The sequence below is a fragment of the Clostridium sp. chh4-2 genome, assembly GCF_002899675.1.
Taxonomy (GTDB): domain Bacteria; phylum Bacillota; class Clostridia; order Lachnospirales; family Lachnospiraceae; genus CHH4-2.
The window spans coordinates 17,901-32,272 of sequence record NZ_PKUU01000029.1 but is presented as its reverse complement, the minus strand read 5'-3'; the positions used below and the strand labels follow the sequence as shown (position 1 = coordinate 32,272).

At 47.5% G+C, this 14,372-nt stretch carries 14 protein-coding genes; 1 reads left to right on the top strand and 13 read right to left on the bottom strand.

Annotation, left to right across the window (positions count from 1 at the left end; translation table 11 throughout):
* Position 1: 1 nt before the first annotated feature.
* Positions 2-544 carry a TetR/AcrR family transcriptional regulator gene (locus tag C0033_RS23445; RefSeq protein WP_103230265.1) on the top strand — a complete coding sequence of 181 codons (543 nt, stop codon included), beginning with the start codon at positions 2-4 and terminating at the stop codon, positions 542-544.
* A gap of 50 nt (positions 545-594) precedes the next feature.
* Here C0033_RS23445 and rny read toward each other — a convergent pair whose 3' ends face one another.
* The 13 genes from rny to C0033_RS23380 all read right to left on the bottom strand — a co-directional run bounded on the left by rny (position 595) and on the right by C0033_RS23380 (position 14,361).
* A complete protein-coding gene (gene rny / locus C0033_RS23440) occupies positions 595-2,109 on the bottom strand; it encodes a ribonuclease Y (protein WP_347501214.1) in 1,515 nt (504 codons plus the stop codon).
* Positions 2,110-2,264: 155 nt separating this feature from the next.
* On the bottom strand, positions 2,265-2,876 hold the full coding sequence (locus C0033_RS23435; RefSeq protein ID WP_103230263.1) for a regulatory protein RecX: 612 nt from the start codon (positions 2,874-2,876) through the stop codon (positions 2,265-2,267).
* Positions 2,877-2,878: 2 nt separating this feature from the next.
* Positions 2,879-3,952 (bottom strand): recombinase RecA, encoded by a 1,074-nt coding sequence (gene recA / locus C0033_RS23430; protein ID WP_103230262.1) that lies wholly within the window; start codon positions 3,950-3,952, stop codon positions 2,879-2,881.
* A 511-nt stretch (positions 3,953-4,463) separates the two neighbouring features.
* On the bottom strand, positions 4,464-5,708 hold the full coding sequence (glyA, locus tag C0033_RS23425) for a serine hydroxymethyltransferase (RefSeq protein WP_103230309.1): 1,245 nt from the start codon (positions 5,706-5,708) through the stop codon (positions 4,464-4,466).
* Between the two features lie 444 nt (positions 5,709-6,152).
* Positions 6,153-7,859, bottom strand: a complete 1,707-nt coding sequence (gene recJ, locus C0033_RS23420; protein ID WP_103230308.1) for a single-stranded-DNA-specific exonuclease RecJ — start codon at positions 7,857-7,859, stop codon at positions 6,153-6,155.
* A 1-nt stretch (position 7,860) separates the two neighbouring features.
* Complete coding sequence (locus C0033_RS23415; RefSeq protein WP_103230261.1) at positions 7,861-8,832, bottom strand: MCP four helix bundle domain-containing protein; 972 nt, start codon at positions 8,830-8,832, stop codon at positions 7,861-7,863.
* 30 nt (positions 8,833-8,862) lie between these two features.
* Positions 8,863-9,156 (bottom strand): hypothetical protein, encoded by a 294-nt coding sequence (locus tag C0033_RS23410; protein ID WP_103230260.1) that lies wholly within the window; start codon positions 9,154-9,156, stop codon positions 8,863-8,865.
* Positions 9,157-9,247: 91 nt separating this feature from the next.
* Positions 9,248-10,096: a serine hydrolase gene (locus tag C0033_RS23405; RefSeq protein ID WP_103230259.1), complete on the bottom strand. Its 849-nt coding sequence runs from the start codon at positions 10,094-10,096 to the stop codon at positions 9,248-9,250.
* 69 nt (positions 10,097-10,165) lie between these two features.
* Positions 10,166-11,158, bottom strand: a complete 993-nt coding sequence (locus C0033_RS23400) for a dipeptidase (RefSeq protein WP_103230258.1) — start codon at positions 11,156-11,158, stop codon at positions 10,166-10,168.
* A gap of 17 nt (positions 11,159-11,175) precedes the next feature.
* On the bottom strand, positions 11,176-12,057 hold the full coding sequence (locus C0033_RS23395) for a C40 family peptidase (protein ID WP_103230257.1): 882 nt from the start codon (positions 12,055-12,057) through the stop codon (positions 11,176-11,178).
* A gap of 18 nt (positions 12,058-12,075) precedes the next feature.
* A complete protein-coding gene (locus C0033_RS27825) occupies positions 12,076-12,288 on the bottom strand; it encodes a hypothetical protein (RefSeq protein WP_180994868.1) in 213 nt (70 codons plus the stop codon).
* A 119-nt stretch (positions 12,289-12,407) separates the two neighbouring features.
* The gene (locus C0033_RS23385) at positions 12,408-13,379 is read right to left on the bottom strand and encodes an oligopeptide/dipeptide ABC transporter ATP-binding protein (protein ID WP_103230256.1); all 972 of its coding nucleotides are present in this window, start codon (positions 13,377-13,379) and stop codon (positions 12,408-12,410) included.
* A complete protein-coding gene (locus C0033_RS23380; protein ID WP_103230255.1) occupies positions 13,369-14,361 on the bottom strand; it encodes an ABC transporter ATP-binding protein in 993 nt (330 codons plus the stop codon). Before C0033_RS23380 ends, C0033_RS23385 begins: the two co-directional genes overlap by 11 nt.
* Between the last annotated feature and the right edge of the window lie 11 nt (positions 14,362-14,372).

The following is a 14,372-nucleotide window of genomic DNA, read 5'->3' as shown; positions in this document are numbered from 1 at the left end:
CATGGATAAAAGAAAAGCCGCCAATAAAAGAGTAAAAGACCGCTTATTTTCTGCACTGATCGAATTCGCAGGATACAAAGACTGGTCAAAGATCACCGTCAGTGAATTGATTGAGAAATCCGGGGTTGCCCGGGCCTCCTTTTACCGCAACTTTAAATCGGTAGAGGATCTCATCGATTATGGAATTCAGCATATGGCTCAGCGCTATCATGAGGGTAAGACCTACCAGGATGAGGATTTTCACAGCCGGGAAGCCATGCTTTATAAATTCCGCTTCTACCAGGAAAATGCTCCGATCGTTCTGGCTTTTCACCATGCAAAGATGTCGGTCACACTGCTGGATATCATCACGGACTGCGAAATCGACGCCTACGGCGACATGCCTGCCAATTCCATATCCAAATATGAACTTTACTATTTTTCCGGTGCCTTTTATAACATGATGCTCTGCTGGCTGGAAAACGGCACGAAAGAAACGCCGGAGGCTATGGCTGAGGAGTTTTTACGGATTACAGAAGACAAAAAATGCCCTAACCCCGCATAAGTACTAAACTTTCTGCGGCGTTAGGGCATTTATCATCTCACTCCGAACAATTACTTCGCGTAATCGGTAACACGTGATTCACGAATTACATTTACCTTGATTTGACCTGGATATTCGAGAGAATCTTCAATACGTTTTGAAACTTCTCTCGCCAGCAGTATCATATCATCATCCGTTACCTGTTCCGGCACTACCATGATACGAACTTCCCGGCCTGCCTGAATAGCAAATGACTTATCCACGCCTTTAAAGGAATTAGTGATATCTTCTAACTGTTTTAATCTGTTTGTATATGTTTCCAGTGTTTCTCTTCTTGCACCAGGTCTCGCAGCTGATATGGTATCCGCTGCCTGAACGATGCAGGCGATCAAACTTTCTGGCTCAACATCGCCATGATGTGATTCTACGGAATTGATTACCACCGCAGATTCCTTATACTTTCTGCAAAGTTCCGCACCTAATTGGATGTGGGAACCTTCCATATCATGATCGATGGATTTACCAATATCATGTAACAAACCAGCACGCTTAGCCAAACGTACATCCACGCCGATCTCCGCCGCCAGCAATCCTGATAACTGGGCAACTTCGATGGAGTGCTTCAATGCGTTTTGTCCATAGCTTGTTCTGAATTTCATCTTACCAAGCAGCTTAACTAACTCAGGATGAATACCGTGAATACCTACCTCAAGAGTTGCGGCCTCGCCTTCTTCTCTCATATTGGTTTCCACTTCTTTTTGTGCCTTCTCTACCATCTCTTCGATTCTAGCCGGATGAATTCGTCCGTCTACAATCAAACGCTCCAATGCAATCCTTGCAACTTCTCTTCGAATTGGATCGAAACCAGATAATACTACCGCTTCCGGGGTGTCGTCGATAATCAATTCCACGCCGGTCATGGTCTCTAAAGTACGTATGTTGCGTCCCTCTCGTCCGATGATACGACCCTTCATCTCATCATTCGGGAGCTGCACAACGGAAACTGTCGTCTCTGCAACGTGATCTGCAGCACATCTCTGGATGGCTGTAACCACATAATCCTTTGCCTTCTTATCAGCTTCTTCTTTTGCTTTGTTTTCAAGTTCCTTAATTAATTTCGCAGTGTCATGTTTTACATCTTCTTCAACAGATTTTAAAAGATATTCTTTTGCTTGTTCGGAGGTTAGACCGGAAATACGTTCCAGTTCCTGTATCCCTTTTTGATAGAGTGTTTCCACTTCAGCACTCTTCTTGTTCAGGTTTTCCTCACGAGCAGCAAGACCTGCTTCGCGTTTCTCCATTGTTTCAGACTTCTTGTCCAGGTTCTCTTCTTTGCTCAATACACGTCGTTCATAACGTTGAAGCTCAGCTCTTCTTTCCTTAGTTTCTTTTTCTAACTCATTCTTAGTTTTTAAAGATTCCTCTTTTGCCTCCAGGAGAGCTTCACGCTTCTTTGTCTCTGCAGTCTTTAATGCTTCATCTATAATTTCTCTAGACTTTTCCTCAGCACTGCCAATCTTGCTTTCATACGCATTCTTGCGATAAGCTGTTGCCAGTACCCAGGTAACAGGAGCCACGACAACCATCGTAATCAATGCAGCTATTATTACTTGTGACACAGGAGCACCTCCTTATTAAGTTTTCATTGTACAAGAATACAACACTACAATTTTATACCGTTTTATACATTATGTCAAGTATATCCCTACTATACTCACCATACTTAGACAAAATGCACCCTTTAATATTCGTTATCACAAAATTCACCGATCACTTTTATAATAGACTCATAAGAAAAGCCTTTCCGCCCCAATGCAGCCATGATCTTTTTCTTCTCTTCCATCGAAGCTTCCCCGGCATGATACCTGCGTTTTCTTAGAAAATCCCGGATCTGCTTGTCCTCTTCAATGGGGCATTCCTCCATGAGATCTGCGATCAGCTCCTGGTCAATTCCCTTTTTTTGAAGCTCGTAAGATAATTGGCGCCTGCTTTTTTTGCAGGCGCCATTTGCCACATATTGTCTGGCATAACGTTCATCATCTATATAATGGTAATTTTTTACAGCGGTGATCGCATGATCAATCGCCTCCTGCGGATAATAACCTTCTTTCAGTTTATTCCGCAGTTCCTTTTCCGTCTTGTCTGATGCCTTCAATAGAAATACTACCCGCTCTCTGGCCCTTTTAAACAGAATGTCATGGAGAATCTCTTCATATTCTTCCGTTTCCAGCTCTCCTCCGGCTTCTATCCGGTAGCGCTTCACTTCGCCTTTATAAAGCGCGATCGTAATCTCTTCATCCAGCAATATCTTATATCTTCTTTTATCGAGTGGTGTTACCGATGTAACCTGCATGCCTATGCTTCCGTCTTCTCTTCTGATTTAGAAGCCGCCTTTACCGCTTTTTCTGGTTTGGCTTCCTCAGTTTCAACTGCTCCGCCTAAGCCGTAGTGCGCGCGCACCTTATTCTCAACTTCTTCACATATCTGCGGATTCTCTCTCAGATAGATCTTGGCATTCTCACGGCCCTGTCCGATCTTAGCGCCGTTATAAGCATACCATGCGCCGCTCTTCTCAATAATGTTCTCTTTAGCCGCCAGATCCAGCACATCGCCTTCCTTGGAAATGCCCTGGCCGAACATGATATCAAATTCCGCTTCCTTAAACGGAGGAGCGATCTTATTCTTAACCACCTTAACGCGGACACGGTTTCCGATCATCTCGCCGCCCTGCTTCAAGGTCTCAATACGGCGCACATCCAAACGTACCGAAGAATAAAACTTCAGCGCGCGTCCTCCTGTGGTCGTCTCCGGATTGCCGAACATAACGCCAACTTTTTCACGAAGCTGGTTGATAAAAATAACCGTACAGTTGGACTTGCTGATCACAGCGGTCAGCTTACGGAGTGCTTGTGACATCAAACGCGCCTGCAGACCTACATGGGAATCTCCCATATCGCCGTCGATCTCGGCTTTCGGAACGAGAGCCGCTACAGAGTCCACGATCACGATATCAACTGCGCCGGAACGCACCATGGTTTCCGTGATCTCCAGCGCCTGTTCTCCGTTATCCGGCTGGGAGATGTACAAGTTGTCAATATCAACGCCAATGTTCTTGGCATAAACAGGATCTAACGCATGCTCCGCATCGATAAATCCGGCAATGCCGCCTCTCTTCTGGACTTCCGCCACCATATGAAGGGCCACGGTTGTCTTACCGCTGGATTCCGGTCCGTAGACCTCAATCACTCTTCCCTTAGGCACGCCGCCCAGTCCCAGCGCAATATCCAGGCTTAAAGAACCAGTCGGTACAGTTTCTATATTCATATTGGCTCCGGAATCTCCAAGTTTCATAACAGAGCCTTTTCCATATGCTTTCTCAATCTGTGTTAAAGCCGCGTCAAGGGCTTTCATCTTCTCATCTTTATTCATCTCCACACACCTCTCTGCCTGCAGTCAGGCCTCGCCTCAAAGCGAACAAATGTTCTTTTTCATAAATAATACTATATTATAGTTGGCCGCAATTGTCAACCAGATTTTATCCGAATTTCCCCATTCCGGCCTTGATACACAAAATGCGGAAATCCGAAACGTTTACCCATTCAAACCGTTAATCCCCCTCCCCGCTTTATAAATTTTAATCACTGGAAAAATTGGCGAACTGCCGGAAACAAGACGGAACCGTCTCAGAAAATACGCGTTTATTATATCATATAAATACGGCCGTGGCAATGCATATCATTTCCACTTTTCACCGAAAAGCTGAACTGGTACGCTGAAAAACTAAAAAGAGCTGCCGCCGCAGTGCGGTCCCATAGCCAACAAAGTTGGCATTGGAGGGCTTTTTATATCATAGGAGCACTTTCCTATGGTATAAAATAAAAAGGCGTCTGCTCAACAAGCATAGAGCAAAACGCCTTTTCCTATATCAATAAATCACTTCCTAGTAAATCGGATATTTATCACAGATCTTCGTCACCTCAGCGCGGATATAATCAGCCTTGGCCTCAAAATCAGTCGCTGCCAGCCAGATACATTCCGCAATCTTTTCCATATCCTCTTCCACAAGACCTCTGGAAGTTACGGCCGGAGTACCGATGCGGACGCCGGAAGTTACAAACGGGCTTCTCGGATCGTTTGGAACCGTGTTCTTATTCAGTGTGATATATACTTCGTCACAACGGTTCTGGAGTTCCTTGCCGGATACCTCCATCCCCCGCAGGTCAACCAGCATCAGGTGGTTATCCGTACCGTTTGTAAGCAGTTTAAAGCCCTGTTTAACCAGCGCTGCAGCCAGTGCCTTGGCATTCTTTGCCACCTGCTCCTGATACGCCTTAAATTCAGGTTTTAATGCCTCACCGAAGCAAACCGCTTTCGCAGCGATCACATGCTCTAACGGGCCGCCCTGGGTTCCCGGGAAGATAGCCTTATTGAAGTTAAACTTATCAGCCTCTTCTTTATTGGCAAGAATCATGCCGCCTCTTGGGCCGCGCAGGGTTTTATGAGTGGTTGTTGTAACCACGTGGGCATAAGGAAATGGGCTTGGATGAACTCCTGCCGCCACAAGTCCTGCAATATGAGCCATATCCACCATCAGATAAGCGCCCACTTTATCCGCTACCTCACGGAATCTCTTAAAATCAATCTCTCTGGCATATGCGCTGGCGCCTGCGATAATCAGCTTAGGCTTTGCTTCCACCGCAATTCTCTCTAATTCATCATAATCAATGTATCCCTCATCATTTACTCCATAAGGAACGATGTTAAAATACAGTCCTGAAAAGTTAACAGGGCTTCCATGGGACAGATGACCGCCATGATCCAGATTCATACCCATAACGGTGTCACCGGCTTTCAGCATGGCAACAAATACCGCCATATTGGCCTGAGCGCCTGAATGCGGCTGAACATTGGCATAATCACAGCCAAAAAGCTTTTTCGCACGTTCAATGGCAATGGTTTCCACGACATCGACGCACTCACATCCGCCATAATAACGCTTTCCGGAATATCCTTCTGCATACTTGTTAGTAAGAACGGTACCCATCGCCATCATAACCGGCTCTGAAACAATGTTTTCTGATGCAATCAATTCCAGGTTTCTTCTCTGACGGGCGCACTCTGCTTCGATGGCATTGCCAACTTCAGGGTCATAGCTCGTGATGAATTTCATTACTTCATTTACCATGATTTTCATTCTCTCCTTCTATCTGTGTGGTAGCAAATGTAAAAAACAGGCGCCGGATAGATAAAACTGCCAGCGCCGGACGTTGTTGGAAATGATTATATTACAAACAGCATACCAGTGTCAAGCAAATGGAATCAATTCTCAGGCGCACGGTAACAGTTCGGCCTTCCAATATCTGCGTCGGCTCCGGCAGTTTCCATGGCCTTTCCTGTTCCGGTTTCGGGCATAAGCACTTCTAAACGTGCAGGATTTTTCTAAAAACCAAGGGAAATGCCCAAACTCGCTCACGCTCAAACAGGTGGACATTTCCCTTGAACGAAAAATTCTGCGCGTTAAGAATTGCTAATGCCCTGCAAAGTCACAGGAAAAGCCATGGAAACTGCCGGAGCCGACGCAGATATCGGAAGGCCGAACTGTTACCGTGCGCACAACCGTCTATCATCCTCAATGCAGCTTATAATCCTTAACCGTCACCTGCAAAGTACGATTTCCATTATACTCATTGATCGTAGGATAATAGATAATATCAATCATCCTGTGCCCCGCCTGCTTCGCCGTAAATTCATCCCCGTCAGTAAAAAGCATGGCGTCCATCACGGTTCCGTTCCCCGTCACCAGGCAAAGCTTTACCGCATTGCGGTTTCTGCCCAGGACGCGCACGCTCCGGATATTTAGATCCTTTTGGGCAAACTGAGGTTTTTCGTTTCCCTGTCCAAACGGCTCTAAAAGTTCCAGTTCTTTAATGAGCGGTTCGCTGATGTAATCCAAAGGCATGGGAACATCGATCCATATCTTTTCTATAAAATCTTCTTCCGTTAAAGAGGCATTCTCATTCAGACGGCGGCGGAATTCATCCACCATATTCTCTTCCAGAGAAAGTCCGGCCGCCATAGGATGCCCCCCGAATTTCAGCAGCACATCCTTCACTTCCAGCAGTGCTTCAAACATATGGTAGGCTTCGATGGAACGGCCCGAGCCCTTCACGGACTCTTCTCCCCGGGTCAGCACAAAAGACGGCTTGTGATAGCGTTCCCTGAGGCGGCCCGCTATGATTCCCGCAAGGGATTCATGGCATTCCGGAAGGTATACCACCAGAACTTTATCATCGGCATAATGCCGGTCCACCAGCTCCACCGCCTCTGCCAGCCCCTGCTGCGTCATATCTTTTCTCATGTCATTGAGCTGCTTCAATTCCTGGGCCATACGGCCGGCTTCTTCCTCGTCCTGGCATAAAAGTAAGGACAAGGCCAGTTTTGCCGTCTGAAGACGTCCTCCTGCGTTCAGGCAGGGTCCTATCACAAAGCCGATGTGATAAGAAGAGATATGTTCCGGGTCTAGGTCATTTTTTTCAATCAGCTTTTTAAGGCCCAGGCTTCCGGTTTTACGAATCTGCATCAGGCCGTATTTTACGATGATCCTGTTTTCATTCTGGAGCTTCATCACATCGCCCACCGTAGCGATGGCCGCAAATTCCAAAAGGTCCTTCCATTCTTCCATGGGAACCCCATAGGCCTCATAGACCGCCTGAACCAGCTTATACGCCACAAGCCCTCCGCAGATTCCGGAAAATGGATAGGTACAGGATTTTTGTTTCGGGTTAATGACCGCATCCGCCTGGGGAATCAGCTCTTTTCCGTCCTCTTCCGCAATATCGTGATGGTCCGTAATGATTACCGTCATACCCAGCTCTTTTGCAAGGGCGATCTGGGAAATGGCGGAGATTCCGTTGTCGCAGGTGAGTATGGTGTCAATTCCGCTTTCATACGCGTCCCGGATAATGGATTCGTTAATTCCATATCCGTCTTTAATTCTGTCGGGAATCTCATAATCAACGGCGGCGTTCACGCGACTCAGCCCCTTATAGAGCAGATAGGTCGAACAAACGCCGTCAATGTCGTAATCCCCTACGATCCTGATCCTCTTCTGATCCCGGATCTTTTCTTTTAGTATCTCCACCGCCCGGTCCATATCCTTCATCAGGTGGGGATCATACAGGTCGTCCAAAGTTCCGGTAAGATACCGTCTGATCTCCTCTTCACTTTGGACATCCCTGTTTCTGATAATTCTCGCGGTTACAGGGCTGATTCTGTACCTGCCTGCTATGGCGTCAAAATCAGCCTTTTTTGTCTGAAGCATCCACTTAGCTGTCATCTTATTTTCCATTCTTTCTCTTAATATCCTGTGTTTGTTTTTTCAGATGGATCAGCCTCGAGCGCAGCCCCTCTAAAGAATAGAGAATCGGGGCAAAATCGCCGCTGTAGGCATTTTCACATTCTGATTTCACGTCAAAGTTCTCGCAGCCCAGCTCCCGGAGCACCCGCTTCTGGTCGCCAATGATGGCGCGCAGACGGTGCACCAGCGTATTGACCGACTCGGTCAGCACTCCCAATTCGTCGTCCGACTCATAGTTCAGGCTTACGCTTAAATCACCGCTTGCAAGCCGTCTGGTACCTTCCACAAGCTCTTCCACCGGCTTTTCCACGGCCTTGATAATATAAACCACCATAATAATAATCAAAAGGCTGATAAGGCCCATGGTAGTCATCTTGATCTTGATCATGCGGATGTATAAAGTATCCGCATAGGCGCTGGCCGCTTCCGCCCCGTTTTTATTGAAATCCACCACGTCGATGAACAAACTGCTGACCTGGTTAAAATAGTCCCTGGATTGTCCGATGATCAGTTCCCTGGCGTCGTCAGTATCATTTCTCCGGCTGATTTCCAGAATCTCTTTGCTGTATTCCAGATACTCGTGCCAGACATCCTCCGCCTCCCGCATCAGACGTTCATCCGTTTCATTGGTAATCAGCGATTCATATTGGCGGAACTTGTCTTCAATGTCCTCGCAGACCAATGCCATCTCTTTTTCCAGTTCCTCCATCACCGCCTCATCATGGGTGATCACATGGTTGTATTCATTGATTCTGTAATCAGAAGTGGCCGTATTCAATTCTTCCGCAATAATAACAGACGGAAGCCAGGCCTGTGTCATATCCGTACTGGACTTCCTGATCTGATTTGTTGTGATCAATGAGGACGCGCCCATCAAAACCAGCCCCAACACGCTGACAATTCCTAATAAAATCAGCTTCTTCTTCAATCTTGCATTTCGAAAATGTTTCATACCGCCTTCTCCATTCGTTCCTTCGCCCCGTTATTCCGCGTAATTCTCTTCCAGGTCTCCATAGATCACGCATAAATGCTCATTGTCCGCCTGCGCATCCCAAAAAACCCGTTTTACCTTCCAGCCATACTCATAAGCCCCCGTCTCGTCCTGCGGCGGGCAGAAGACACCCACACAGGTATTTTCCGTCATGGCGGCTAAAGCGTCATATAAACCGGACAGGCTTTGTCCAAAGGATTCGTCTATGTCCATCTCCAGCCAAATATACTCAAGCGCCTTGTCTTCCGTCTTAAAAGGGTTCAAATCTAAAATTATTCTTTTCATCCTGTCACTCCTTAACAGAGGCTTTCTCTTTTGTTATTATTTTCACCTTGATTATAGCGAATATCCTCCAATATAACAACAGACAAAATATCTAAAGGTAAAATCTTCCTTCCAGCGCCAGATACTGATCCAGTATCATCCGGCTCACCTTAGCCCCGAATACGGTAGCCGGATGACCCGGATAGTAAATGGAATCGCTGAATTCCTTATGCATCATCACCAGCACATAAGAACCGTAAGGCGTGGTAATAATTCCCCCGTCATTGCGGCAGGCATCCATGCTTCCGCTCTTGGACGCCACGCTGATCAGCTCTTCCTCTCCCGTATCCTCGCAATCCAGAAAATAAGGCGGAAACGCCCCGGTCAGCATGCTGTTGTAATGCTGTTTCCGGAAAATGGACATCATGGCCTCATCCGCCGCCTCACTTATCAGTTCCTTTTTTGCAAGGCGGATAAACATGCCCGCATAATCCCTGGGAGTGGTTGTTCCCAGCCTGCGGTACCTGTCAAAATGGATATCGTTATGTAAAACCGTATCTCTACATCCCAGCTTCCTGATGCATTTGTTGACCGTATCCTTTCCCAGATATTCGATCATCATATTGGTGGCCACATTGTCGCTGACGATAATCATAAGCGTGGCCACATCCTTCACCCTGAGCTTCAGTCCGGGCTCTAAAGAACAGAGAACGCCGCTGCCCTCCACCATATGTTCCGGTTTTAACGCAAGCATTCCCTCCAAATCCGCATTTCCTTTTTCCACCTGGTCAAACAGGCAGGCCAGAATATAAGTTTTCACCGTACTGGCCGTTTCAAATTTCTCATCCGGGTAAATGGCGATCACATTTCCCCGCAGATCGTCGGCATAGACAGCCATCCTGCCGTCATAGCTGGCAATTTCCGCCGCTATCCTTTTTTCCAAAGTCAGTCTCTCATCCATCGTTTTTCTCCGTTTTGCCAACCGGCAGTATTTCCATCCTCTTTCTGCTGATCACAGCCCTTCGCCCATTTACAAAAGCTCTTTAAATACTCTCATGGCATTCTTATAAAAGACCTTTTCGATCTCCGACTCATGAAATCCCCGTTTTCTAAGCTCCCTTTCCAATAAAGGAAGATAAGAAGCGTCCTTCATCTCCAGCCTGCTGCCGATTCCGTCAAAATCCGAACCAAGTCCGATGATATCAATTCCGGCCACATTTTGAATATGACGGATATGGTCTGCCATCAGGGCTACAGAGCTGAAACAGTTTTCTTCCTTGTCCTGCTGGTCCAGGAATGCGGCGCAGTAATTGATGCCCAAAAGACATCCCCGCTCTCCCATGGTTTTTAACATATCGTCCGTTAAATTTCTCACATGACTGCATAACGCCCTGGCATTGGAATGGCTGGCAATAAACGGGCGCGTGCTGTATTTTGCAACATCCCAGAAACCGGCGTCGGAAAGGTGCGATACGTCCACAACCATATGAAGCCGCTCCATCTCCCTGACAAATTCGATTCCCCTCTCCTTCAGACCGTGCTGCAAATCCGCCGACGCCGGAAAATTATCATTTTCATCATGAGGCATTCGGTTCGGATAAGCCAGTTCATTTTCATAATTCCAGGTAAGGGTCATCATCCTCACTCCCAGCCGGTAAAACATACGCAGCACCGCAGGATTGCCGAGGCAGGTCCCGCCTTCTTCCACAGTCAGCATGGCGGAAATCTTTCCATCCCTCATGTTCCGTTCCAAATCTCCAAAACATTTCACCTGACCTATGGAATCCTTATACTGATCCATGATCTGATAAAATACGTCAAATTCTTCCATCGCCGTTTCCAGCGGATTCCTATCCCTTCCCAGATGGACAAATGCCGCCATACACTGCAGCAGATAATCTCCCTTTTTCAATTTATTCAAATCAATATGTAACTCATTGTTCTCAAAACTTACGGCCTCTCCGGCCTTTCTTGCATCATTGACAGCCATCAATGTATCGCAGTGCATATCAAATACTTTCATATTTCCTCACTTTCCGCCTAAAAAATGCTTCCAACCGCCAGCAAATTCCCGGCCAAATCCTCCCGGTAATCATCGTCTCCCGACCTAAAGCTGTTAACCACCACACCGCCGCTTCCCGCCTTCCCGGTGGAATGAATATAGCGTTCCTCTCCCAGATACATGGCGATATGCCCCGGAAAATACAGCAGATCCCCCGGCTTTCTCCTCACAAATGGAATCTCCCTCACCGGATATCCCTCTTTGATCCTGGCGTCCCGGTAAATCAAAATCCCGTTCATCATATAGGCCATGGAAGTCAGACCCGAACAGTCGATTCCCTGGCCGCTCTTCCCGCCCCAGCGGTATTGGGTGCCCATATACCTGAATGCCGTTTCCACCACATCCCTGCGAAACTCCTCTTCCCCGCCTATTTCAGCCTGAGGCAGAATCCCTTCCCACAAAAAACTGTGTTTGAATTTCTTTTCCGCTAAAAACTGCGTTCTCATATATCCTTTTGTTCCATCCGCCAGGCGCACCGCCGACCAGCCGTCTGTTTCCCGTTCCAAAAGCACTTCAATCAAGCTTCCCCGAAACAGAGAAGCCAGTCTGATTCCCGAAACCTTTGGAAGAGACAGCACATCCGCGCAGCCCGCGTCCACAACTCTGACGCAGTCCAGGTCCCTGGCCTTCACTTCCTTCAAAGACGCCGGACAAAGCGCGGACATTTCCACATAACCGCCATATCCGTAATGGGTTATCACAGGCAGATATCCGCATTCCTCTTCCCCTGTAATTCTGACCGCCATACCGTATAGCCCTTCGTCCGCAATGGAAGATATCCGTTCTCCGCCCGATTCCTTCCATGTACAGGCGCGCTCATAGATCGTGACTGCCGATTGTTTCAATATACCATATTCCATCCGCTTATTCCACTCCTGTCAGCTCATTTTCCGGGATTTCCCCGATACCGGTTCCCATGCGTCATTCATCCGAATCCTGCTTCCCTCATATACAGGACCGCTCATCCGTTTGATATTAATCAGATCCGCTGCCCTCTCCTGTATAATATGTATGGCATCCTCCGCAGAGAACACGCTTTCATCAGCCAGAATCGGTGTATAGAAATGATTTGTCACATATTTTATTTTCATAAGTCCTCTTTCCTTCTGCTGCACTTCAAAAAGCTGGTAAAATGTCAAAGCCGGACTTTAAAAGTCCGGCTCCATATGTAAAATATCAGTTTGCAGTCACTTAATAAATTGCAAAAAAATTATATCAATGGAAAATGGCAGAACACCTGACGATCTCCCACCTTTTTCCCCTCCGGCGCCTTCTCCCTGCAGATTTCCTTTGCATAAGGACATCTGGTATGGAACCGGCAGCCCGAAGGCGGATTCACAGGACTTGGAATCTCCCCTGTCAGAAGCTCTTTTTCCTCTTTCCTGAACTTAGGGTCAGCCTTTGGAATTGCATTTAACAAAAACTTGGTATAAGGATGAAGCGGTTTTTCATACAAACTGTCCGTATCTCCCACTTCACATATCATCCCCAGAAACATCACGCAGACCCTGTCGGCAATGAATTTAACCACGCTGAGGTCATGGGAGATGAACAGATAGGTCAGCTGGTACTGAGCCTGCAGATCCTTCAAAAGGTTCAGCACCTGGGACTGGATGGACACATCCAAAGCAGAAACCGGCTCATCGCAGATAATCAGTTTAGGATGCAGGGCGATAGCCCTGGCGATCCCGATTCTCTGTCTCTGTCCGCCGGAAAACTGGTGCGGGTAGCGGTTGATAAACTCCGCCGGAATCCCCACTTCCTTCATCAATTCCCTGACCTGTTCCTCCACCTCCTGCTTCGTCTTAGCCAGCCCGTGAGTGACCAGCGGCTCCGCAATGATCTCCTTCACATTCATCCGGGGATTCAGGGAAGCATACGGGTCCTGAAAGATGATCTGCATCTGTTTTCTGTACCGGGCAAATTCCTTTTCCTTCAGCCCGGCAATATTGACTCCTTCAAAATCAACCTCTCCTGCCGTCGGGTCCAAAAGTCGGATTAAAACCCGGCCCAGCGTGCTTTTTCCGCATCCCGATTCTCCGACTAACGCCAAAGTCTCGCCCTCATAGATCTCCAGATTTACATCGGAAACCGCATGAACCACTGATTTTCCCTTTTTGCCATCCAGCGGAAATTCCTTCACCAGATGTTTTGCTTCTATCAGAACTTTTTTATATTCCATCTAACTGCACCTCTTGTTCATACTGAAAGCATCTGACTCCATGCCCTTCGGACGTCTGATACAAACATGGTTTTTTCTCAAAGCAGATCTTCTCTGCCAGTTCACAGCGGTTGCAGAAATTACATCCTTTCGGAAGGTGAAGAAGATTCGGCACCACGCCCTCAATCGTGTACAGCCGTTCCTCCTTGCTGTCCAGTTTCGGTATGGATTTCAGCAGCCCCCTCGTATAGGGATGCTGGGTATTTTCAAATAATTCAAATGTTTCGGCCTGTTCCATCACCTTTCCCGCATACATAACATAGACATAGTCGCAAAGCTCCGCCACAACTCCCATGTTATGAGTGATCAGAATAATCGAAGTGCCCTGCTCATCGCAAAGCCGCCTCATCAGCCGGAGAATCTGCGCTTCAATAGTAACGTCCAGAGCTGTCGTCGGCTCATCCGCAATCATCACTTTCGGCTTGCAGACCATAGCCATACCGATCATCACCCTCTGGCGAAGCCCGCCGGACAGCTGGTGCGGATAGGAATAATACCGTTTTTCCGGCTCCGGAATCCCGACTTCCCGGAAAATGTCGATGACCTTCTGTTTTGCCTCTTCCTTGCTCATCTTCTGATGAAGAAGAATCGCCTCCCTCACCTGCCTGCCCACCTGATAGACCGGATTCAGGGAAGTCATGGGCTCCTGAAATATCATGGAAATCTCATTTCCGCGGACCTGGGACAACTCCTTCTTAGACAAATGGGTAATATCCCTGCCGTTTAATGTAATCGTCCCGTCCACGATTTTTCCCGGATGTCTCAAAAGCCCCATCACCGACATGGCCGTCATGCTCTTGCCGCAGCCCGATTCCCCAACGATGCCGATAATCTTGCCCTGGGGAACGGTAATGCTGACTCCGTCCACAGCCGGAACCTCGCCCTTTGCCGTAAAGAAGTGGGATTTCAGATTTTTGATTTCCAATACCTTATTATCACTCATTCTGATCCCCT

What these genes read in the sequence shown, in the direction of transcription:
- C0033_RS23435 (WP_103230263.1), bottom strand. Translation starts at nt 2,876, where the DNA reads ATGCAGGTTACATCGGTAACACCACTCGATAAAAGAAGATATAAGATA.
- C0033_RS23415 (WP_103230261.1), bottom strand. Translation starts at nt 8,832, where the DNA reads ATGAAACATTTTCGAAATGCAAGATTGAAGAAGAAGCTGATTTTATTA.
- C0033_RS23410 (WP_103230260.1), bottom strand. Translation starts at nt 9,156, where the DNA reads ATGAAAAGAATAATTTTAGATTTGAACCCTTTTAAGACGGAAGACAAG.
- C0033_RS23405 (WP_103230259.1), bottom strand. Translation starts at nt 10,096, where the DNA reads ATGGATGAGAGACTGACTTTGGAAAAAAGGATAGCGGCGGAAATTGCC.
- C0033_RS23445 (WP_103230265.1), top strand. Translation starts at nt 2, where the DNA reads ATGGATAAAAGAAAAGCCGCCAATAAAAGAGTAAAAGACCGCTTATTT.
- C0033_RS23395 (WP_103230257.1), bottom strand. Translation starts at nt 12,057, where the DNA reads ATGGAATATGGTATATTGAAACAATCGGCAGTCACGATCTATGAGCGC.
- recJ (WP_103230308.1), bottom strand. Translation starts at nt 7,859, where the DNA reads ATGACAGCTAAGTGGATGCTTCAGACAAAAAAGGCTGATTTTGACGCC.
- C0033_RS23385 (WP_103230256.1), bottom strand. Translation starts at nt 13,379, where the DNA reads ATGGAATATAAAAAAGTTCTGATAGAAGCAAAACATCTGGTGAAGGAA.
- C0033_RS23380 (WP_103230255.1), bottom strand. Translation starts at nt 14,361, where the DNA reads ATGAGTGATAATAAGGTATTGGAAATCAAAAATCTGAAATCCCACTTC.
- recA (WP_103230262.1), bottom strand. Translation starts at nt 3,952, where the DNA reads ATGAATAAAGATGAGAAGATGAAAGCCCTTGACGCGGCTTTAACACAG.
- glyA (WP_103230309.1), bottom strand. Translation starts at nt 5,708, where the DNA reads ATGGTAAATGAAGTAATGAAATTCATCACGAGCTATGACCCTGAAGTT.
- C0033_RS23400 (WP_103230258.1), bottom strand. Translation starts at nt 11,158, where the DNA reads ATGAAAGTATTTGATATGCACTGCGATACATTGATGGCTGTCAATGAT.
- C0033_RS27825 (WP_180994868.1), bottom strand. Translation starts at nt 12,288, where the DNA reads ATGAAAATAAAATATGTGACAAATCATTTCTATACACCGATTCTGGCT.
- rny (WP_347501214.1), bottom strand. Translation starts at nt 2,109, where the DNA reads ATGGTTGTCGTGGCTCCTGTTACCTGGGTACTGGCAACAGCTTATCGC.